A 20,016-nucleotide genomic window follows, 5' to 3' on the forward strand; every position below is an offset into this window, starting at 1 on the left:
ATTAATTGCTTCTAAAACTAGTCACACCATATTTCTTAGCCTCTGCCCTAGCTTCTGGAGCCCAACGCTTAATATTATCGATACGTGTTTGGTTGGCTGGGTGTGTACTCATAAATTCTGGTGGAGCATTTCCTCCAGAAGCTGCTTTCATACTTTCCCATAAACGAGCACCTACTAATGGATCATATCCAGCAATTGCCATTAAAGTTAATCCAATTCTATCTGCTTCAGTTTCATGACTTCTACTAAAAGGCAACATTCCTAATACATTAGAACCCAAACCATACGCCTGATTAAAAATAGCTGCATTTTCTTGATTACCACTCAGTGCAATATTTCCCGCAACAGCACCTATTTGCTGTAATTGTCCAGCACTCATTCTTTGTTGTCCGTGGTTTGCTAAGGCATGGGCAACTTCATGTCCCATAATAGCAGCAACTCCAGCTTCATCTGCAGCGATAGGCATAATACCTGTATAAAAAACAATTTTGCCTCCTGGCATACACCATGCATTTACTGTTTTATCATTCACCAAGTTATACTCCCATTTATAATCTTTTAAATATCCAGCAAAACCGTTTGCTGTTAAATAGCGCTCTGCAGCCGTTGAAATTTTACGTCCTACATTCTTTACCATTTTAGATTCAGCTGTACCGGTAACGACATCGTTTTCATTCAAAAATTGATCGTATTGCGCAAAAGCCATGGGCAAAATTTGAGAGTTTGGTATCAGTGCTAAAGTAGACTTTCCAGTGAATGGATTTGTCGCACAAGCAATAACTAAAAGCCCTATTGCCAGTATTGCTAGTATTTGATTACGTTTCATAATTATGTTGTTTGTTTTGTTTTTAAAAGTAAGATTTTTTTTAAAGTTTCGACTATTACTTTATCATATATTTAAGATTGTTAATCGAAAATAGCCGTAATTTTATACAAAGTATGGAACAACTTTTGATACATAGTGTTTTAAACAAAACTCTTTAGTACTATGAAAAAATTATTTTTATTCTTATCCATGTCAAGTTTATTGTTGCTAAGCTCTTGCTACTATAACGATGACGACACACGCGTCATTAATGAACTAGGGCAAGTTTTTGAAACCACTGTAGATTTCACAAACGGCAACGACTTTAGACAATTAATCACCATCCCATCAGACATACAAATCTTTGAAAGTGATGCCATTTTAGTATACTGGCTTGAAGATGTAATTACCGGTAACAATGGCGAAAGCTTCGATGTTTGGTCACCTTTACCGCAAACCATTTTTGTAGATCAAGGCTCTTTTCAATACACTTTTAATCATACCTTTCTAGATGTATTGGTATTCCTTCAAGGAGATATCGATTTAAATAATCTTGGTTCCGATTTTACAAATAATCAAACGTTTAGAATAGCGGTTGTCCCTGCAGAGTTTGCAGAAACCAATCCAACCATGGAAGAAGTATTAGCCTTATAAGCACTTCGGAAATGTTATAAAAAAAACTCTATGAAAAAGATCCTCATTGCATGCTTTGCATTTGCCCTATTTAGCTGTAATTCAACAGCCCAAAAGAAAGAGAAGAAAGAAGAAGTATTCCCGATTCAAAAAACGGAAGCCGAATGGAAAGCTGAGCTTACAGAAATTCAGTTTCATATTTTAAGAGAAGCTGGTACCGAGAGACCCTTTACGAGTCCGTTAAACAAAATATACAGCAAAGGAACCTATTATTGTGCTGCCTGCGAAACTCCACTGTTTAAAGGAGACCATAAATTTGACAGCGGCACAGGTTGGCCAAGTTTTGATCGTGAGATTAAGGGAAATGTGGCATTTGATGTTGACTACAACCTAGGCTATGCAAGAACTGAAGAGCATTGTGCCACTTGTGGCGGACATCTAGGACACGTATTTAACGACGGTCCAAAAGAAACCACAGGAAAAAGACATTGTATCAATGGTGCTGCCCTTGTATTTAAACCAGAAAAATAATGAGTAAGTATCCCATACAAAAAACAGAAGCCCAATGGAAAGAAGAATTGGGCGAAGCACGTTATAAAATTTTAAGAGAAAAAGGTACCGAACGCCCTTTTACCGGCGAGTACAACCTCACCTTTGAAGAAGGGACGTATGCTTGTGGCGCATGCAAAAACCCACTTTTTGAAAGCAATAGCAAGTTTGATAGCGGTTGCGGATGGCCAAGTTTTGATGAGAGCATCCCAGGACATGTTGAATATGTAAAAGATACGAGTCATGGTATGCTACGCACAGAAATTCTCTGCGCCAATTGTGGGAGCCATCTCGGACATGTTTTTAACGATGGTCCTACTAAAACCGGGCAGCGATATTGTGTGAATTCACTTTCGGTAGACCTCAATAAATAAAGATTTTAAAATTTCGGAAGAGCGCATTCCAAATAGTATTCAGATATGTTTATTATTTGGAATGTTCTTTTTTTAGGAATTTGTGATGTTTCCATTTTACATTTTTTTAAATTTGAATTCTTAAATTAACAAGCAAAAAAAGAACCATGAGTAAATATGATGTAATTGTTTTAGGAAGTGGCCCTGGAGGATATGTAACCGCTATTAGAGCGTCACAACTAGGACTAAAAACGGCTGTCATTGAAAAGGAAAGCCTTGGAGGTGTTTGTCTTAACTGGGGATGTATCCCTACCAAAGCACTCTTAAAAAGTGCACAAGTTTTTGATTACCTAAAGCATGCAGAAGATTATGGTCTTTCAGTTAAAGAATACGACAAAGACTTTACGAAAGTTGTAGAACGTAGCCGTGGTGTTGCAGATGGTATGAGCAAAGGAGTGCAGTTCTTGATGAAGAAAAACAAGATTGATGTACTGAAAGGTTTTGGAAAACTAAAACCTGGGAAGAAGGTAGATGTTGATGGAAAAGAATACAGTGCAGACCATATTATTGTAGCTACTGGAGCACGTTCACGCGTGTTACCTAACCTACCACAAGATGGAAAAAAGGTAATTGGATACAGAGAAGCAATGACGCTTGAAAAGCAACCAAAATCTATGATTATTGTAGGAAGTGGTGCTATTGGAGTAGAATTTGCACATTTCTATAACGCAATGGGAACAGAGGTAACTATTGTAGAATATCTACCAAGATTAGTTCCTGTTGAAGACGAAGACGTCTCCAAACAATTTGAACGTTCTTTCAAAAAAGCGGGTATTAAAGTAATGACCAATTCATCTGTAGAAAAAGTGGATACTACTGGAAAAACCGTAAAAGCTACTGTAAAAACCAAAAAAGGAGAAGAAATACTAGAAGCAGATGTTGTACTTTCTGCCGTTGGTATTGTTTCTAACCTAGAAGGAATTGGACTAGAAGATGTAGGTATTGTAGCCGACAAAGGTAAAATCATGGTAAATGATTGGTACCAAACTAATATTCCAGGATACTACGCCATTGGTGATGTAACGCCTGGTCCTGCCCTAGCACACGTTGCTTCTGCAGAAGGTATTACCTGTGTAGAGAAAATTGCTGGAATGCATGTAGAGGCTATTGACTACGGAAATATCCCAGGATGCACCTATGCAACGCCAGAAATTGCGAGTGTAGGAATGACCGAACAACAAGCGAAAGATGCTGGATATGAACTTAAAGTTGGAAAATTCCCATTCTCTGCTTCAGGAAAAGCGAGTGCAGCTGGAACCAAAGATGGTTTTGTAAAAGTAATCTTCGATGCTAAATACGGCGAATGGCTAGGATGCCATATGATAGGTGCTGGAGTTACCGATATGATAGCAGAAGCAGTACTAGGCAGAAAATTAGAAACTACAGGACACGAAGTTTTAAAAACCATTCACCCACACCCAACCATGAGTGAGGCCGTGATGGAAGCTGTAGCCGATGCGTATGGTGAAGTAATTCATTTGTAGGCTATTAGCAAAAATATAAAGTGCAGATAAGGAGACCTCTTTACTGCACTTTTTTTGTGGTTCATAGTTAATTATCAAGTATTAGTTTTATTTTTAGTCCAAGAACTAAATATCATCTCATTGAACTACGCCTTTCCTTTTGATCCTAAACTTAAACATCATGTTTTTTTGGCACTTGGAATTGCAATTTGGATATTCTGCTTTCTTAACTTTACAGAACCTCTTGACATTAACGACTTCTCTACAAGCCAAAAGTGGATGTATCTGCCTTTTTATGGATTGGCTGGCGCAATAACCTACCTACTATCACTGCCTTTGCAATATAAAATTTATAATGCTTATAAGAAATGGACGCTTCTCAATGAATTTCTATTTTTAATTTGCTTGTTAGCTATTGGTTTTTTATTGTCGAGAGTTGTGTATTTATACATTATCGTTCCAGATGAAGAATATCCTTATACTTTAGGCTTTTTTATAACAGATATCTATTTGCCTGCCATAACTACAATTGCTCCAATTGTTTTTTTTGGGCGTTGGGCTTTTGGGAAATATGAAGAAAAGAAACTAGAAGATCAAAAAATTGAAATTCAAGGTGAGGGTGCTTATGAAGGATTGAAAATCCATTTTAATGACATTATATGTATTAAAGCAGATGATAATTATGTAGAGGTTAACTACCTAAACATTGGAGTCCTAAAAAAACAATTAATTAGAAACAAACTCTCATTAGTTGAAAAAGAGTTTCCAGAATTATTAAGAACCCATCGCTCTTATTTAGTAAATCCATATCATTTTATCTCTTGGAAAACTGGACAAGGAAAATTAAGCATGATACTCACCTCAGAAGTTGAGATTCCTGTTTCAAAAACCCAGGTAGAAAATGTAAAAGAGCGAATTAAGACACCTTAAGTTCGCCCCAAAGAAATAGATACTCACATTTCAGAATAAAACCATACTATTTTTCACCACAAGGGAATGATATTTCACCCCAAACACCTATAAATACTAGTTGTGTGCTTTTATTAGAATGTATGTTTGTTGTGTAATCAATTCACAATATTTAAAAACAATTCTTATGAAAACGAAACTTTTTATCACAGCAATCTCTTTAATTCTTATCACGTTATTTAGTTCTTGTAAAGTAGGACGCTTTGTTCGCTACAACTTCGCAAACATTACGGATCATAAAATTTTTCCATCACGAACGATTGAAAAAGGAGATACTTCATTTACATATCCAGTTACAGATACTGGATACAAACCAGATTCTTTAACAGTGACCATAAAGGGCAAAAAGGAAATAATTCCATTTGAAACCTACCTTGAGGATAACAAAACGGTTGCCTTTGTCATTATTCACAAAGACAGTATTACCTACGAAAAATACCTAAATAAATACAATGAAGCATCTGTCGTGAACTCCTTTTCTATGGCAAAATCGGTACTTTCTATCTTGGTGGGATGCGCCATTGATGACGGCAAAATAACATCCATAGAAGAACCTATTACAAACTATTTACCCCATTTAAAAGAAAACGGTTTTGAGAAAGTTACCATCAATCACCTTCTAAATATGACTTCTGGTATCGAATTTAACGAGAGTTACATCAACCCTTTTGGACATGCTGCTAGTTTCTATTATGGCACCAACCTCCGTAAAGAAGTATCCAAATTAGAGCTTGAAAGAGAACCTGGCACTGTATGTAGTTATAGAAGTGGTGACAGTCAGGTGTTAGGTATGGTATTAGAAGCAGCTCTTAATGGACAAACCATTTCAAACTACCTACAAGAAAAATTATGGAAACCTCTTGGGATGGAATACGATGCAACTTGGAGCTTAGACAGAGAAAAAAACGGAGTTGAAAAAACATTTTGCTGCCTCAATGCTCGAGCAAGAGATTTTGCGAAACTAGGAAGACTGTACTTAAATAAAGGCGTTTGGGAAGGAAAAAGAATAGTACCTGAAGCTTGGGTAGAAAATTCTACCAAATACGACACAAGCCAAAACAGAGATGGAGACTACCAATACCAATGGTGGATTCCTGCCAAAGATGGATCTTTCATGGCAGAAGGAATCCTCGGACAATTTATCTATGTACACCCAGAAAAAGAATTGGTGATAGTGAGATTAGGTGAAAAAACCGGAAAAACTGGAAACTGGGAAGGCGTTTTTGAAAGTATTGCAGCTAAGTTATAATTGTTAGATTTAAATGTCTGGTTGAGCGAAGTTGAACACTACTATTGCTATTAGTTTTGGTCCCGAAACTTCGGGAGCGCTCAACCGGACAAAATAAAAAGTAAAAGGTACATCTTATTTGCTTCTAGAACGCAGCGTTTTTTCTACGTCGCGTAAGTGAAATCCTTTTTGTTGTAGTAATATTAAAAAGTGAAATAATAAATCTGCACTTTCATTTAAAAACAATAAATCATTATCATCTTTGGCTTCTATCACTAGCTCCACAGCTTCTTCTCCTAATTTCTGAGCCACTTTATTGATTCCTTTTCTAAACAAAGAAGCTACATAACTATTTTCTAAATCTTTATTGTTTTTTCGATCTTCAATGACATCCTCTAGGGTGGATAAAAACCCAAAAGTAGAACGGTTTCTAGCTCCCCAACAGGTATCTGTTCCTAAATGACACACTTCTCCTTTTGGCGTTACCATGATCAATAAAGCATCTTGATCGCAATCCAAAATCATATCTTCCACCAAAAGATAATTTCCTGATGCTTCACCTTTGGTCCAAAGCCTTCCTTTACTTCTGCTGTAAAAGGTAACTTGGTTTTCTGCAACCGTTTTTAGAAAGGCTGCTTCATTCATAAATCCAAGCATCAACACATTTTTTGTGATAGCATCTTGAATAATTGCTGGCACTAAGCCGTCTGGGTATTTGTTATAATCTATGTTCATAATTCTGAAATATTAAAGCCTTACAGCTATGTTATGTTTTTGTAACTCGTTTTTTAAATCTCTTATTTCTATTTCTTTAAAATGGAAAACACTGGCCGCTAATGCTGCATCTGCCTTTCCTATACTAAAAGCATCGGTAAAATGAGAAATGTTTCCAGCACCACCAGAAGCAATGACGGGGATCGTCAGCATTTCTGAAAGTTTTGCCAACGCCCTATTTGCAAACCCATGTTTGGTACCATCATGATCCATGGAGGTGAATAAGATCTCACCCGCGCCTCTTTCTTGTAATTCTTGAGCCCAATCAAACAAATCAAGGGCAGTGGGCACTTTGCCGCCCATGAGGTGTACGCTCCACATATCTTCTACTTGTTTTGCATCGATAGCCACCACCACACACTGAGAGCCAAAGATTCCAGCAATCTCATTAATAAGTGCTGGACGCTTTATTGCAGCCGAGTTCACAGCCACTTTATCGGCGCCATTTTGAAGCAACATCGCAACATCTTCAACACTCGAAACCCCGCCTCCTACCGTAAAAGGTATGTTGATTTCTGAAGCAATGCGTAACACCAAATTGGCTAAGGTTTTTCTACGTTCCTCTGTAGCAGAAATGTCCAAAAACACTAATTCATCAGCTCCGTTTTCACTGTACGCTTTTGCCAGTGCTACTGGGTCTCCTGCATCTCTTAGGTTTACAAAATTGACCCCTTTAACGGTTCTTCCGTTTTTTATATCCAAACAAGGAATAATTCTTTTTGTTAGCATTGGGTCGGATTTAAAATAAATTGTTCTAATTGTTGCAAGGAGATCTTGTTTTCATAAATCGCTTTTCCAATAATAGTACCTTCACAACCCATAGCAGCCAGTTTTGGTAATTCTTCAAAGCTTGAAATTCCTCCAGAAGCGATGAGTTTTAATGTGTTATCTGAAAGCCCTTCGACAGGCTCAGGGTGACACCTTGTTATCATTTTTTTATATAAATCAAAGGATGGACCTTGCAACATCCCGTCTTTACTAATGTCTGTGCAGATCACATACGATACTCCTTTTTCAACATAGTTTTTTACAAATGGTATTAACTCTTGATCGCTTTCTTCTAGCCATCCATTTGTAGCAATTTTTTCGTTGTTGGCATCAGCTCCCAAAATGATACGTTCATTCCCATAGGTTGAAAGCCAATTTTCAAATAACGCCGGATCTTTTAATGCAATACTACCTCCTGTAATTTGCGAAGCACCACTTTCAAATGCAATACGTACATCTTCACTTGACTTTAAACCACCTCCAAAATCTATGGTAAGGCTTGTTTTTGAAGCAATACGCTCTAATACCTTATGGTTTATAATTTGTTTGCTTTTTGCACCATCTAGGTCCACCAAATGCAGGTGCTGTATACCATGAGCTTCAAACATCTTAGCTACCTCTACCGGGTTTTCATTGTATACTTTTTTAGTGGTATAATCACCTTTGCTTAAACGGACACAGTTTCCGTCTATAATGTCTATTGCAGGTATGATTCTCATAATTCTATTTTTCTAATCTATTTTATTAGATTTTTTATGTTTATTGATGTTCAAAAAACCTTTCGACTGCGCTCAAGGATGCAATTTTATAGGTTTAAAAAGTTTTTTAATAGTTGTTCTCCTGCTGCACTACTCTTCTCAGGGTGAAATTGTACTCCGTAAAAATTATCCTTTTGCAATCCTGTTGAATAAGGAATTCCATACTGTGTAGTAGCTATAGTTTGCTCGCACATGGGCGCATAATAACTATGCACTAAATACATGTAGTTTTCTTGTTTTTCTCTTTTCGCTTCGGAAATGTTAGCAAACAAACTCCCTTTTAGATGATAAATCGTGTTCCAACCCATTTGAGGGACTTTTAAACTTTCCGAAGAAAATCTTACTACATCCACATCAAAAACACCCAAGCCCTTTGTATTGTTCTCCTCAGTGCTATTACAAAGCAATTGCATGCCCAAACAAATCCCTAAAACAGGTTGCTTGAGTGTTGGTATAAGTACATCCAATCCAGAAGCCTTAAGCTTTCCCATCGCGCTACTTGCCTCGCCTACACCTGGAAAAATCACTTTAGCTGCATTCTTAATAACCTCGGGGTTATTACTTAAAACTGCCTCAAAACCTAAGCGTTCTATGGCAAATTGCAAGCTTTTGATGTTCCCGGCTCCGTAATCTATGATGACTATATTATTTTTCATTCAAATTATTTAATTTAGGTTTCGACTGCGCTCAACCAGACAATATCTAGTAAAGCTTTATTGAAAATACTAAAGCATTCCTTTTGTGGATGGTAAAATCATTTTCTCGGGATCTCTTTTTACAGCCGCTTTCATTGCTTTGGCAAATGCTTTAAAAATAGCTTCAATTTTATGATGTTCGTTGGTGCCTTCTGCTTTAATATTAAGGTTAGCCTTTGCGCCATCGGTAAAAGATTTAAAGAAGTGATAAAACATCTCTGTTGGCATTTTACCAATCATTTCACGTGTAAAATCTGCATCCCAAACCAACCAGTTTCTGCCACCAAAATCAATAGCTACTTGTGCCAAGCAATCATCCATTGGCAAGCAAAAGCCATAGCGTTCTATGCCTAACTTATTTCCTAAAGCTTCGCTAAAGACTTCTCCTAAAGCAATGGCAGTATCTTCAATAGTGTGGTGCTCATCTACCTCTAAATCTCCTTGCACTTTAATGGCTAAGTCCATTGCACCGTGCCTAGCAATTTGATCTAACATGTGGTCAAAAAAGGCTATTCCAGTATCAATCTTACTTTTTCCAGTTCCATCTAGATTGAGTTGGATGGCTATCTTGGTTTCATTGGTCTCACGCTGGGTGCTAGCTGTTCTAGATTGTAGTTTTAAAAACTCATAAATAGCCTGCCAATCGTTACTTTCTAGTGCAATGTCTTTATGGAGTTGATCTTCACTAATGGTAATTTCGCCAGTACCAAGATTGGTTTCATCATTGATATAAATCCCTTTTGCACCTAGATTGGTAGCCAGTTGCATATCAGTAAGGCGATCACCAATAACAAAACTATTTGCCAAGTCGTATGCTTCACTAAAATATTCGGTTAGTAATCCTGTGCCTGGCTTTCGGGTATTTTTATTTTCGTGCGGAAATGTTCTATCCAAAAACACCTTATCAAACACAACCCCTTCGTTTTCAAAGGATGTTAGAATGAAATTATGAACGGGCCAAAAGGTTTCCTCAGGAAATACATCTGTTCCTAAACCATCCTGATTGGTAATCATCACTAATTCGTAGTCTAACTCTTTAGCTATTTTACCTAAGTAGGTAAAGGCTTTTGGGTAAAAAATCATTTTTTCGAAGGCATCAATTTGCTCGTCTGCAGTTTCTTTGATGATGGTGCCATCTCTATCTATAAATAATACTTTTTTCATGCTAATTCTTTTAAGACTTTTATCAATTGGTTGTTTTCTTTTTCTGTTCCAATAGTAATACGAAGCGTATTCTCACATAAGGGCTGTTTGCTTCTATTGCGAACTACAATTCCTTTGGCTTGTAATTCTTGGTATCTTTTGTTTGCATCATCAACATTTACCAACAAAAAATTGGCTTGTGAAGGATATACTTTATCAATATAATTTACTTCAAGTAATACTTTAGATAATTGCTCTTTTTCTTTTAAAATCAGTTGTAATTCGTTTTCTACTTCATCAATATTCACAAGGCGCTCAAATGCTTTTTGTTGTGTCAATTCGTTTACATTATAGGGTGGTTTAATTTTGTTTAAAACCGATATAATTTCAGAAGAAGCATAACAAATTCCTAATCGAATACCAGCCATTCCGTATGCTTTTGAAAGCGTTTGTGTGATGACCAAGTTTGGAAATTCGTCTAATCGGTTTAGCCAACTCTGTGCTTCAGAAAAATCGATATAAGCTTCATCAATGACCACTAAACCATTAAAGTTCTTAAGCAATTCTATGATTGTTTCTGTAGCGAAACTATTTCCAGTAGGATTATTAGGCGAGCACAAAAACAAAATTTTTGAACGTTCGTCTTGGGTCTTTAAAATTTCCGAAGCATTGGGTTCAAAATTAGTTGTGAGTAGCACTTCCCTATTTTCAACTGCATTGATTCCCGCCAAGACTTTGTACATTCCGTAGGTGGGTGGTAGCGTAATGATGTTGTCTATATTGGGCTCACAGAAGGCTCTAAATAGTAAATCCAAGACCTCGTCACTTCCATTGCCTAGCAACATATTTGTTGGAGCCACACCCTTTTGAGCTGCCAATAAAGATTTTACATTGCGTTGCTGCGGATCGGGATACCGATTTACATTAGTCTCAAACGGATTTTCATTGGCGTCTAAGAAAATCATCTCCTTTTCAACATCAATAAATTCATCTCTGGCAGAACTATACGGAGAGAGTTCTGCAATGCATGGTCTAATAAGGTTTTCTATTTTAAATTTTTCCATTTTCTAAGTATTGTAAGCGTAATGAAACTGCATTTTTGTGAGCCTTCAAACCCTCAGCATCGGCCATGAACTCTATAGCAGGGCCAATGGCTTTAATACCTGCTTCGGAAATTTTCTGAAACGTCACCGCTTTCATAAAACTATCCAGGTTAACACCGCTATATTGCTTTGCATAGCCATTGGTTGGTAAGGTATGATTGGTTCCTGATGCATAATCACCTGCACTTTCTGGGGTATAATTTCCTATAAACACCGAGCCAGCATTACGAATGTTTTCAATAAAAAAGGCTTCATTTTTAGACACTACAATAAAGTGCTCTGGCGCATATTGGTTTATCAGTGATAGGGCTGTTGGTTCGTCTTCCATAAGAATGCATTTAGAATTTTCTAATGCTTTTTCAGCAATTGCCTTTCTGGGAAGCACCTCTAATTGCTTAGTTAATGCTAACGCAACCTCGGCTGCTAACATTTCCGAAGTGGTTACCAATATTACTTGGCTATCGGCTCCATGCTCTGCCTGACTCAATAAATCACTCGCTACAAACGCAGCATTTGCCGTCTCATCTGCATAGACCAAGAGTTCGCTAGGCCCCGCAGGCATATCGATAGCTACGCCATACTTCGTAGCAATTTGTTTCGCCACGGTGACAAACTGATTTCCGGGTCCAAATAACTTATAACAGGCAGGGATGGTTTCGGTACCAAAAGTCATGGCTCCAATGGCTTGAATTCCGCCAACTTTAAAAATATCGGTCACACCACAAAGTTGAGCTGTATACAAAATTGCTGGATCAATGCCCCCTTTTTTATTGGGCGGCGTACACAGTACAATGTCACTGCATCCTGCAATATTAGCGGGAATCGCCAACATTAATATGGTAGAAAATAAAGGCGCCGATCCTCCGGGAATATACAAACCTACTTTTTCAATGGGGCGTTTTTCTTGCCAACATTGTACACCCGGCATTGTTTCTACAATTACTCGATCTGTTTTTTGAGCTTTATGAAAGGTTTCTATATTTTGTTTCGCCAAAGCTATGGCATCTTTGAGTTCGTTTGTAACAATAGCAGATGCCTTTTCAATCTCTGAGGCAGACACTTTTAGTTCATCTAGAGTCACACCGTCAAAAAACTGGGTGTATTTTGACACCGCTTTATCCCCTTTCTTAGACACTTCTTGGAAAACTTCTTTTACGGTATCTTCTATGTCTGCTACTGTTTGTGTAGGACGTTTTAGGAGCTCTTCCCATGTTTCATTTTTTGGGTATTGTATAGTATTCATAGTTGTTTTTTAGATGTTATTATAATACCATTTTCTCGATAGGACAGACTAAAATACCTTCTGCTCCTGCATTCTTTAGTTGATCGATAATCTCCCAAAAATCATCTTGTTGTACTACACTATGAATGCTACTCCAATCTTTGGTAGCAAGCGGTAAAATGGTTGGGCTTTTCATCCCGGGAAGTATTGCAATAATCTTGTCAATTTTATTATTTGGAGCATTGAGCAAGACATACTTCGAGTTTCTTCCTTTCAATACAGCTTTTATTCTAAAAAGAACTTTATCTAAGATATCTGCTGCACCCTTAGCAATAGAAGGAGATACAGCGAGAACTGCCTCACTATTCATAAGCACTTCTACTTCTTTTAAATTGTTTTTAAATAAGGTACTTCCGCTACTCACGATATCACAGATACCTTCTGCTAATCCAATATTGGGAGCGATCTCTACACTTCCATTAATGATATGAAGGTCGGCCTTAATGCCTTTAGATGCTAAGAAATTTTGTGCCGTATTTGGGTATGATGTAGCGATGCGCAACCCATTTAAATCACTTATGCCATTATACTCCATTTGTTTAGAAACAGCTAATGAAACGCGACATTTAGAAAAGCCAAGTCGCTCGGCGATGCTAATTTCATTTCCTTTTTCTACCAACACATTTTCGCCAATAATAGCACAGTCTACTACTCCATCTTTTAGGTATTGTGGAATGTCTCCATTACGCAAATAATAAACTTCTAAGGGAAAATTTTTGGCCTTCGCCATGAGTTGGTCTTTCCCATTATCGATTGAAATACCACAATCTTTTAATAAGGCTAGAGAATCATCGTGAAGCCTACCCGACTTTTGCACTGCAATTTTTAGTGTATTCATTTGTTTTAAATTTTTAAGCATAAAAAAACCCGTTTGATTGCTCAAACGGGTTAGAAATATATTAGTTTAGACTACATCAATATCATATCTGCCTCGCAGGAGCGTGAAAAAGAATATGATGATGATGTGTGAAATTGTGTTTCATAATGATTGTGCAAACTTAAACATAAATTGTTAATAGTCGTGTTTAAAACATCTTATTTTTTTGATAAAAATTCCTACAAATTTTATTATGTTTGTTAAGGAAGTACCTAACTTTTTGAATCAACCTCACTAACAAGTAGTTACCTTAGAATGAAAAACTTTTTAATAGCGTTTTCTATATGCATCGTATGGTCATTTTTTGCGCTATGGTTATATTCTTGGTTACTTCCAACAAACGCTTCATCTGCTATTGTATCTAATTTCTCCCCTACCACGGTTACGGACACTTCTATTTCTTCTGAAATTTTAAATGCCACTAGTACTTCTGAAAATCCAGAAATAACAACAGAAACGGCACTGACTATTGAGGATAGTATTTCTGATGAAATTCTTGAAACAAAGAAAAATATTTTTGGCCTGTCTGCTATCACACCAGACAATGACATCGTGTTTCGATTTGAAGATGGAATCTCTTTTACGAAAAATGCGACTACACTAGAAATTCCAAAATCATTACAGGATTTCAAATACAAAACAAATACCTACCTCATAGAACATCCTCAAACTGAGGTTCATATTATTTCAAGATACAGCGCCACCGAAAATTTTGAAACTCCAAATTTAGGAATTCAAAGAGGTGCGCAAATTAAAACACTACTTACAGCACTTGGGATTGAAAGTACAAGGATTGTTGTAAAATCGAGTATTGAAGAGTTAGAGTTCTCTAAAGAAAACACCTATGATAATGCCATAGCCATAGAGTTCAAGCCTCTAAACACAGACCGTATTGCCGCCATTGTTCCTGAAGCCCCTGTTATTCCAGAAGCAATAACATTTTACCCTAGAGTTTCAGAAACTGGAATTCTAAAAAGTAAAAAACTAGACGAATTACTAGAAACGGTAAAAACAATTTTAGAAGAAAACCCTAGTGTTAAAGTAACACTTATTGGCCATACAGACAACTCTGGTAATGCTAATGAAAACTTTAAGTTAGGACTTACCTACGCAGAAGAAATACGATGGTATTTTGTTGCAAAAGGTAAGATGGATAGAACCAGAATAAAAGCAATATCTAGAGGTGAAGTGCAGCCCATACGTAGTAATAGAACTGCCAGAGGGCGTAGAGCAAACAATCGAGTTGAGTTACAATTTGAATAATATATGACATCCATAGACAACTACATAACACAATTACAATCCTCTGAGTTTTTAGGGATTTTCGTATTGATGTTAAGTACATTTTTGATTGGTTATTTTTCTGGAGTTTTTCTAGAAAAATCAAAAAAAAGAGCCTTAATAAATAGGCTTAAAAAAGAAGTCAATAGCTTAAAAACAAGCAAGAACATTAACGATATTGAAACCATCTTCACAGAGATAAAACCTAAAATCATACAGGTTGTAAAAGAGACCCAAGAAAAAGAAATTGAAATCGCTTCTACCGAAAGTGTTGTTGAAAAAACCCGCACAGAGTTTGTAAATTACAGCCCTGAAAAACCTGTTTTAGATTTTGAGAGTTTTGGTTTTGGAGATAAATACAGCCCAGACCCCCTTACCGAAATTGATGGTATTGGTCCCTACATTGAAGAAAAGCTAAATGAAATTGGCATTTACAATTTTAGACAAATTAGTAGACTGCAACTAAAAGACATTCGTGTGATTACAAGTCTTATCGATTTTTTCCCTGGAAGAATTGAGCGTGACGATTGGATTGGTCAAGCAAAGGCACTCACTTTAACACATTCATAATATGAAGTTAGCAACACTAGATTGGGCATTAATATTGCTCTTTTTTATCATTTTCTTAATTATTGGTGTTGTTGTTTCAAAAAGAGCTGGAAAGAATACGCAAGAGTTCTTCTTGTCTGGGCGTAATATGCCATGGTGGCTTCTAGGGGTTTCTATGGTGGCCACTACCTTTGCTGCTGATACACCAGGATTGGTAACAGAATTAGTACGTCAAAATGGCGTTTCTGGTAATTGGGTTTGGTGGGCTTTCTTACTTACAGGAATGCTTACTGTTTTTTTCTATGCAAAACTATGGAGACGTTCTGGCATTAATACAGACTTAGAATTTTATGAATTACGCTATAAAGGAAAAGCAGCTGGATTCTTAAGAGGTTTTCGTGCCATCTATCTTGGCGTGATTTTTAATATCATTACTATGGCTGGCGTTTGCTTAGCTGGAGCCAAAATTGCAAATATATTACTCGGTATTTCACAAGAGCAAACCCTTATTATATCTTCCATCATTGTTGTGATTTACTCCTCATTGGGTGGACTCAAAGGGGTTTTAATTACAGATATGATTCAATTTATAATTGCCATGGTTGGATCTATTTGGGCTACGATATACATCTTAGATATTCCTGAAATTGGAGGACTTCAAAACCTCTTAACGCATGAGAATGTTGCCGGAAAACTCGCGATTTTTCCAGATTTCAACAATACCGAACTACTCATCACCTTATTTATCATTCCTTTTGCTGTACAATGGTGGAGTACCTGGTATCCGGGCGCAGAACCTGGAGGTGGCGGATATATTGCACAGCGTATGCTTGCAGCAAAAGATGAAAAGAATGCAACTTGGGCCACCCTATTCTTCAACTTCGCGCATTATGCATTACGCCCTTGGCCTTGGATCTTGGTTGGTTTAGCATCGCTGGTATTATTTCCTAATCTAGAAAGCATTGCTACAGCCTTTCCAGGCTTGAGCCCAGAAATGCAGGGAGATGATGTTGCCTATGCAGCTATGATGACTTACCTACCCGCAGGACTCATTGGAATTGTAATGACTTCACTTATCGCTGCATTTATGAGCACCATCTCAACACAATTAAACTGGGGAAGCTCCTATATAGTAAACGATTTTTACGGACGCTTTATTAATCAAGAGGCCTCTGAAAAACAAAAAGTATTGGTAGGGAGAATTGCAACAGTCGCCTTAATGATTTGTGCTGCTTTATTTTCTTTCTACTTGAAATCTGCCAAAGATGTGTTTGATTTACTATTGCAAATCGGTGCTGGAACTGGATTATTATTTATTTTACGATGGTTCTGGAAGCGCATTAATCCGTATAGTGAGATTGCTGCAATGGCTATCTCTTTTATAATAGCTGTCTTTTTCTTTGTCAACAAAAAACTAGACACTCCTTTGTTTGAGTTGGCTGGATATTGGCAATTAATTATTGGTGTAGTCATTACTACTATTGGATGGATTCTAGTAACAATACTCACTAAACCAACCGATGCTGATACCCTAGCCTCTTTTGAAAGTTTGATCTTTGGCGAAGAAAGTAAGTTTCATAACATACAGTACAAAATCCTCGCATTTCTATTGGGCGTTATAGGTACCTACAGTTTCTTATTTGCCACAGGATACTTTATCTACGGAAAAACGACTACTGCACTATTGCTGAGTGCTGTCTCTATTATTTCTGGAGGGGTACTTGTTAAAATCTGGAAGAAAATCAAGTAAGACCGCTGCGCTGTTAGAAGTTAGACCAGTCGCTTCGCTCCTTGTTAGACCGCTTTTCTGTGTGGTAAACCACTACAGAAGCTGTTAGAAAATGAAAAAAAATGCGCTGTAAAACAGCGCATTTTTTTTTGTCTATCAGCCGTCCGCCTGACGCCATAGCTTTAGCGGAGGAGCAAGGCGGTCTAACTTCTATCAGTGAGCGAAGCAAACGGTCTAACAGCGAAGCGGTCTATTTGTGATGCATAAATGCTTGCTTCCCAAGCAATACTTCTTCTGACTCTACATTATCTTCATCTGGTACACAGCAATCTACTGGGCAAACTGCCGCACACTGAGGCTCTTCATGAAATCCTTTACACTCGGTACACTTATCGGCAACGATATAATAAATCTCATCACTAACAGGCTCTTGGGTTTCGTTAGCATCTACTGCTTTTCCGTTTGGCAATACAATGCTACCGTCTAAATCGGTTCCATCTGCATAACGCCAATCGTCTGCACCTTCGTAGATAGCAGTATTTGGACATTCAGGCTCGCAAGCACCGCAGTTAATACATTCGTCTGTTATAATAATTGCCATGGGGTATTTTCTTTAATTTATGCAAATTTAAGGTCTAGTAATGGTATTGACAAACACATCACTAAAAATTGGGAAAATATTTAGTTTCTCCTGTATATATAAGCTCGCCATCCTCTAAGATTTTCTACCTTTGCAACTTTTAGTGAACCACATGACAGTACAAGAAAGAATAAACGCATTTATTGAACTTGGGAAGTTTCTAAAACAATTTGCTTCCGAGACACCTCAAAAGGACAACAGCGTACTTCAAAACGATTTATTTTTTGAAGAAATGCAACACACCTTACATTCGGCACATCATGAAAATACTTGGTTTACTTCAGATAACTTAGCCTTTGCATGCAAAAGTTGGAGTGAGGCTTTGACCCTTGAACAGTTAACAAAATGGATGTCGAGCTATAAAATTTGCGAAGAAAAAAATCCTAAAACTATTGCCATTGTGATGGCGGGTAATATTCCTTTGGTAGGCTTTCACGATTTTTTATCGGTACTTATTACTGGTCATAAGGTGCAAGCGAAACTTTCTTCAAATGATAAAAGATTGCTCCCATTTTTAGCAGAGTATCTGTGTGCAGTGACTCCTGAATTTAAAAACTATATTTCGTTCACCAAAGAAAAGCTAAGTGATTTTGATGCTGTAATAGCAACAGGAAGCAATAATACGGCAACCTATTTTGAGCATTATTTTGGGAAATATCCACATATCATTCGTAAAAACAGAAATGCGGTGGCAATCATCACTGGGGAAGAAACCCCTGAAGAAATGGAGGCATTGGCAGATGATGTGTATCGTTATTTTGGATTAGGATGTCGAAATGTTTCTAAAGTGTACCTTCCTGAAGACTACAACTTAGATCATTTTTTTAATGGTATGTTTTCTTGGAAAGAAGTCATTAACAATCATAAATACATTAATAATTACGATTATAATAAGGCGGTATATTTAATGAGTGACATCAAATTATTTGATAACGAATTTATGCTCCTTAAAGAAGACACAGGCTTCTCCTCTCCTATTTCTGTGGTATTTTATGAGCGTTACAAAGCGCTTTCTGAAGTACGTGAACAATTAGAAACTCAAAAAGATCAAATACAATGTATCGTCTCTAAAGAAGACATTCAGTTTGGGGTTGCACAAACTCCAAATCTATGGGATTATGCAGATGGCGTTGACACCATAAAATTCTTAATATCATTATAATAACTTAAGAATAAATAGCTCGAATTTTTTCCTATATTTTACATCTTTGCAACACAAAACAACACCTCATGAAAAAACATAATTTTAGCGCAGGACCATGCATTCTACCTCAATCGGTATTAGCACAAGCAAGTAAAGCGGTTTTAAATTTTGACAATCTTGATTTGTCATTAATCGAAATTTCGCATCGTAGTAAGAATTTTGTAAACGTTATGGAACGTGCACGTGCACTAGCCTTAGAACATTTAGGACTTCAAGACAAAGGCTACAAAGCATTGTTTTTACAAGGAGGTGCTAGTATGGAATTTTTAATGGTAGCCTATAACTTATTAGAAAACAAAGCTGGGTATACCAATACAGGAACTTGGTCTGATAAGGCTATTAAAGAAGCTAAACTATTTGGCAATGTGGTTGAAGTTGCCTCTTCTAAAGAAGCCAATTTTAATTATATTCCGAAAGATTATATGGTGCCTAGTGGATTAGATTTTTTTCACTGTACAAGTAACAACACTATTTTTGGAACGCAAATGAATACGTTTCCAAAAACTGATTGTCCGTTAATTTGCGATATGAGTAGCGATATTTTCTCTCGCAAATTAGATTTCAGTCAGTTTGATATGATCTACGCTGGAGCACAAAAAAATATGGGCCCTGCTGGAACAACGCTGGTCGTTGTTAAAGAAGATATCTTAGGAAAGGTTTCTAGACAGATTCCATCTATGTTAGACTATAAAGTACACATTGCCAAAGACAGTATGTTTAATACACCAGCTGTATTCCCAGTATATGTTTCTATGCTCACGTTAGAGTGGTTAAAAGAACTTGGTGGTATTGCTGCCATTGAAAAGATCAATATTAAGAAAGCTGAAATTTTATACAACGAAATAGATCGCAATCCATTATTTACTGGGTTTGTGGCTCAAAAGGAAGATCGTTCAAAAATGAATGCAACCTTTACGTTAACCGATGAGAATTTAAAAGCCACTTTCGACACGATGTGGAACGATGCTGGTATTAACGGACTTAACGGTCACAGAAGTGTTGGTGGTTATAGAGCATCTATGTACAATGCACTATCTGTAGAGAGTGTTCAAGTATTGGTAGACGTGATGCAAGAATTAGAACGAAGAGGGTAAATGAAATAGTTTTGAGTAATGAGTAGTGAGTAGTGAGCTCCAAATCAAACAAAACTCAT

21 protein-coding genes are annotated in these 20,016 nt (G+C 37.0%); 11 read left to right on the top strand and 10 right to left on the bottom strand.

Annotated elements, in window-relative coordinates; genetic code table 11:
* Position 1: 1 nt before the first annotated feature.
* Positions 2–826, bottom strand: a complete 825-nt coding sequence (locus ACY2RS_RS04005; protein ID WP_490097322.1) for a M48 family metallopeptidase — start codon at positions 824–826, stop codon at positions 2–4.
* Between the two features lie 162 nt (positions 827–988).
* Between ACY2RS_RS04005 and ACY2RS_RS04010 the strand changes: the two genes are divergently transcribed.
* The 6 genes from ACY2RS_RS04010 (at position 989) to ACY2RS_RS04035 (ending at position 6,081) form a co-directional block, all read left to right on the top strand.
* The gene (locus ACY2RS_RS04010) at positions 989–1,459 is read left to right on the top strand and encodes a collagen-like protein (RefSeq protein ID WP_490097323.1); all 471 of its coding nucleotides are present in this window, start codon (positions 989–991) and stop codon (positions 1,457–1,459) included.
* 30 nt (positions 1,460–1,489) lie between these two features.
* The gene (gene msrB, locus ACY2RS_RS04015; RefSeq protein ID WP_490097324.1) at positions 1,490–1,969 is read left to right on the top strand and encodes a peptide-methionine (R)-S-oxide reductase MsrB; all 480 of its coding nucleotides are present in this window, start codon (positions 1,490–1,492) and stop codon (positions 1,967–1,969) included.
* Entirely contained in the window at positions 1,969–2,361 is a 393-nt protein-coding gene (gene msrB, locus ACY2RS_RS04020) for a peptide-methionine (R)-S-oxide reductase MsrB (RefSeq protein WP_490097325.1), read from the top strand. Before msrB (ACY2RS_RS04015) ends, msrB (ACY2RS_RS04020) begins: the two co-directional genes overlap by 1 nt.
* Positions 2,362–2,507: 146 nt before the next feature.
* Positions 2,508–3,884 (top strand): dihydrolipoyl dehydrogenase, encoded by a 1,377-nt coding sequence (gene lpdA, locus ACY2RS_RS04025; protein WP_490097326.1) that lies wholly within the window; start codon positions 2,508–2,510, stop codon positions 3,882–3,884.
* Between the two features lie 120 nt (positions 3,885–4,004).
* Entirely contained in the window at positions 4,005–4,793 is a 789-nt protein-coding gene (locus ACY2RS_RS04030; protein WP_490097327.1) for a LytTR family DNA-binding domain-containing protein, read from the top strand.
* 166 nt (positions 4,794–4,959) lie between these two features.
* On the top strand, positions 4,960–6,081 hold the full coding sequence (locus ACY2RS_RS04035) for a serine hydrolase domain-containing protein (RefSeq protein ID WP_490097328.1): 1,122 nt from the start codon (positions 4,960–4,962) through the stop codon (positions 6,079–6,081).
* A 114-nt stretch (positions 6,082–6,195) separates the two neighbouring features.
* Here ACY2RS_RS04035 and hisIE read toward each other — a convergent pair whose 3' ends face one another.
* From hisIE to hisG, 8 genes are all read right to left on the bottom strand, one after another.
* A complete protein-coding gene (gene hisIE / locus ACY2RS_RS04040; RefSeq protein WP_490097329.1) occupies positions 6,196–6,795 on the bottom strand; it encodes a bifunctional phosphoribosyl-AMP cyclohydrolase/phosphoribosyl-ATP diphosphatase HisIE in 600 nt (199 codons plus the stop codon).
* Positions 6,796–6,807: 12 nt separating this feature from the next.
* The gene (gene hisF / locus ACY2RS_RS04045) at positions 6,808–7,563 is read right to left on the bottom strand and encodes an imidazole glycerol phosphate synthase subunit HisF (protein WP_490097330.1); all 756 of its coding nucleotides are present in this window, start codon (positions 7,561–7,563) and stop codon (positions 6,808–6,810) included.
* Complete coding sequence (gene hisA, locus ACY2RS_RS04050; RefSeq protein ID WP_490097331.1) at positions 7,557–8,321, bottom strand: 1-(5-phosphoribosyl)-5-[(5-phosphoribosylamino)methylideneamino]imidazole-4-carboxamide isomerase; 765 nt, start codon at positions 8,319–8,321, stop codon at positions 7,557–7,559. The genes hisF and hisA overlap by 7 nt, the downstream gene beginning before the upstream one ends.
* 86 nt (positions 8,322–8,407) lie before the next feature.
* A complete protein-coding gene (gene hisH, locus ACY2RS_RS04055) occupies positions 8,408–9,016 on the bottom strand; it encodes an imidazole glycerol phosphate synthase subunit HisH (RefSeq protein WP_490097332.1) in 609 nt (202 codons plus the stop codon).
* A 69-nt stretch (positions 9,017–9,085) separates the two neighbouring features.
* Positions 9,086–10,219: a bifunctional histidinol-phosphatase/imidazoleglycerol-phosphate dehydratase HisB gene (gene hisB / locus ACY2RS_RS04060; RefSeq protein WP_490097333.1), complete on the bottom strand. Its 1,134-nt coding sequence runs from the start codon at positions 10,217–10,219 to the stop codon at positions 9,086–9,088.
* Positions 10,216–11,262 (bottom strand): histidinol-phosphate transaminase, encoded by a 1,047-nt coding sequence (gene hisC / locus ACY2RS_RS04065; protein ID WP_490097334.1) that lies wholly within the window; start codon positions 11,260–11,262, stop codon positions 10,216–10,218. Before hisC ends, hisB begins: the two co-directional genes overlap by 4 nt.
* Positions 11,249–12,544 (bottom strand): histidinol dehydrogenase, encoded by a 1,296-nt coding sequence (hisD, locus tag ACY2RS_RS04070; protein WP_490097335.1) that lies wholly within the window; start codon positions 12,542–12,544, stop codon positions 11,249–11,251. The genes hisC and hisD overlap by 14 nt, the downstream gene beginning before the upstream one ends.
* 19 nt (positions 12,545–12,563) lie before the next feature.
* Positions 12,564–13,421, bottom strand: a complete 858-nt coding sequence (hisG, locus tag ACY2RS_RS04075; RefSeq protein ID WP_490097336.1) for an ATP phosphoribosyltransferase — start codon at positions 13,419–13,421, stop codon at positions 12,564–12,566.
* Positions 13,422–13,715: 294 nt separating this feature from the next.
* On the opposite strand from hisG, the gene ACY2RS_RS04080 reads away from it, so the two are divergent.
* Genes ACY2RS_RS04080 through ACY2RS_RS04090 form a run of 3 tightly spaced genes read left to right on the top strand, consistent with a single transcriptional unit; the run spans position 13,716 to position 17,040 of the window.
* Entirely contained in the window at positions 13,716–14,723 is a 1,008-nt protein-coding gene (locus tag ACY2RS_RS04080) for an OmpA family protein (protein ID WP_490097337.1), read from the top strand.
* A gap of 3 nt (positions 14,724–14,726) precedes the next feature.
* Positions 14,727–15,311, top strand: a complete 585-nt coding sequence (locus ACY2RS_RS04085) for a helix-hairpin-helix domain-containing protein (RefSeq protein WP_490097338.1) — start codon at positions 14,727–14,729, stop codon at positions 15,309–15,311.
* 1 nt (position 15,312) lies between these two features.
* Positions 15,313–17,040, top strand: a complete 1,728-nt coding sequence (locus ACY2RS_RS04090; RefSeq protein ID WP_490097339.1) for a sodium:solute symporter family protein — start codon at positions 15,313–15,315, stop codon at positions 17,038–17,040.
* A gap of 229 nt (positions 17,041–17,269) precedes the next feature.
* On the opposite strand, the gene ACY2RS_RS04095 is transcribed toward ACY2RS_RS04090, so the two are convergent.
* A complete protein-coding gene (locus ACY2RS_RS04095) occupies positions 17,270–17,620 on the bottom strand; it encodes a 4Fe-4S dicluster domain-containing protein (protein ID WP_490097340.1) in 351 nt (116 codons plus the stop codon).
* A gap of 151 nt (positions 17,621–17,771) precedes the next feature.
* On the opposite strand from ACY2RS_RS04095, the gene ACY2RS_RS04100 reads away from it, so the two are divergent.
* Together ACY2RS_RS04100 and serC are read left to right on the top strand one after the other, a co-directional pair.
* Complete coding sequence (locus ACY2RS_RS04100; RefSeq protein ID WP_490097341.1) at positions 17,772–18,821, top strand: acyl-CoA reductase; 1,050 nt, start codon at positions 17,772–17,774, stop codon at positions 18,819–18,821.
* Positions 18,822–18,889: 68 nt separating this feature from the next.
* Complete coding sequence (gene serC, locus ACY2RS_RS04105) at positions 18,890–19,957, top strand: 3-phosphoserine/phosphohydroxythreonine transaminase (protein ID WP_490097342.1); 1,068 nt, start codon at positions 18,890–18,892, stop codon at positions 19,955–19,957.
* Positions 19,958–20,016: the final 59 nt, after the last annotated feature.

This window comes from Patiriisocius sp. 208BN25-11, from assembly GCF_058147145.1.

Excerpts from the sequence above, each read along its gene's own strand:
- msrB (WP_490097324.1), top strand. The coding sequence starts at position 1,490 with ATGAAAAAGATCCTCATTGCATGCTTTGCATTTGCCCTATTTAGCTGT.
- lpdA (WP_490097326.1), top strand. The coding sequence starts at position 2,508 with ATGAGTAAATATGATGTAATTGTTTTAGGAAGTGGCCCTGGAGGATAT.
- ACY2RS_RS04100 (WP_490097341.1), top strand. The coding sequence starts at position 17,772 with ATGACAGTACAAGAAAGAATAAACGCATTTATTGAACTTGGGAAGTTT.
- ACY2RS_RS04085 (WP_490097338.1), top strand. The coding sequence starts at position 14,727 with ATGACATCCATAGACAACTACATAACACAATTACAATCCTCTGAGTTT.
- hisG (WP_490097336.1), bottom strand. The coding sequence starts at position 13,421 with ATGAATACACTAAAAATTGCAGTGCAAAAGTCGGGTAGGCTTCACGAT.
- hisH (WP_490097332.1), bottom strand. The coding sequence starts at position 9,016 with ATGAAAAATAATATAGTCATCATAGATTACGGAGCCGGGAACATCAAA.
- hisC (WP_490097334.1), bottom strand. The coding sequence starts at position 11,262 with ATGGAAAAATTTAAAATAGAAAACCTTATTAGACCATGCATTGCAGAA.
- hisA (WP_490097331.1), bottom strand. The coding sequence starts at position 8,321 with ATGAGAATCATACCTGCAATAGACATTATAGACGGAAACTGTGTCCGT.
- ACY2RS_RS04090 (WP_490097339.1), top strand. The coding sequence starts at position 15,313 with ATGAAGTTAGCAACACTAGATTGGGCATTAATATTGCTCTTTTTTATC.
- ACY2RS_RS04035 (WP_490097328.1), top strand. The coding sequence starts at position 4,960 with ATGAAAACGAAACTTTTTATCACAGCAATCTCTTTAATTCTTATCACG.
- ACY2RS_RS04080 (WP_490097337.1), top strand. The coding sequence starts at position 13,716 with ATGAAAAACTTTTTAATAGCGTTTTCTATATGCATCGTATGGTCATTT.
- hisIE (WP_490097329.1), bottom strand. The coding sequence starts at position 6,795 with ATGAACATAGATTATAACAAATACCCAGACGGCTTAGTGCCAGCAATT.
- ACY2RS_RS04095 (WP_490097340.1), bottom strand. The coding sequence starts at position 17,620 with ATGGCAATTATTATAACAGACGAATGTATTAACTGCGGTGCTTGCGAG.
- ACY2RS_RS04010 (WP_490097323.1), top strand. The coding sequence starts at position 989 with ATGAAAAAATTATTTTTATTCTTATCCATGTCAAGTTTATTGTTGCTA.
- hisD (WP_490097335.1), bottom strand. The coding sequence starts at position 12,544 with ATGAATACTATACAATACCCAAAAAATGAAACATGGGAAGAGCTCCTA.
- hisF (WP_490097330.1), bottom strand. The coding sequence starts at position 7,563 with ATGCTAACAAAAAGAATTATTCCTTGTTTGGATATAAAAAACGGAAGA.
- ACY2RS_RS04005 (WP_490097322.1), bottom strand. The coding sequence starts at position 826 with ATGAAACGTAATCAAATACTAGCAATACTGGCAATAGGGCTTTTAGTT.
- serC (WP_490097342.1), top strand. The coding sequence starts at position 18,890 with ATGAAAAAACATAATTTTAGCGCAGGACCATGCATTCTACCTCAATCG.
- msrB (WP_490097325.1), top strand. The coding sequence starts at position 1,969 with ATGAGTAAGTATCCCATACAAAAAACAGAAGCCCAATGGAAAGAAGAA.
- hisB (WP_490097333.1), bottom strand. The coding sequence starts at position 10,219 with ATGAAAAAAGTATTATTTATAGATAGAGATGGCACCATCATCAAAGAA.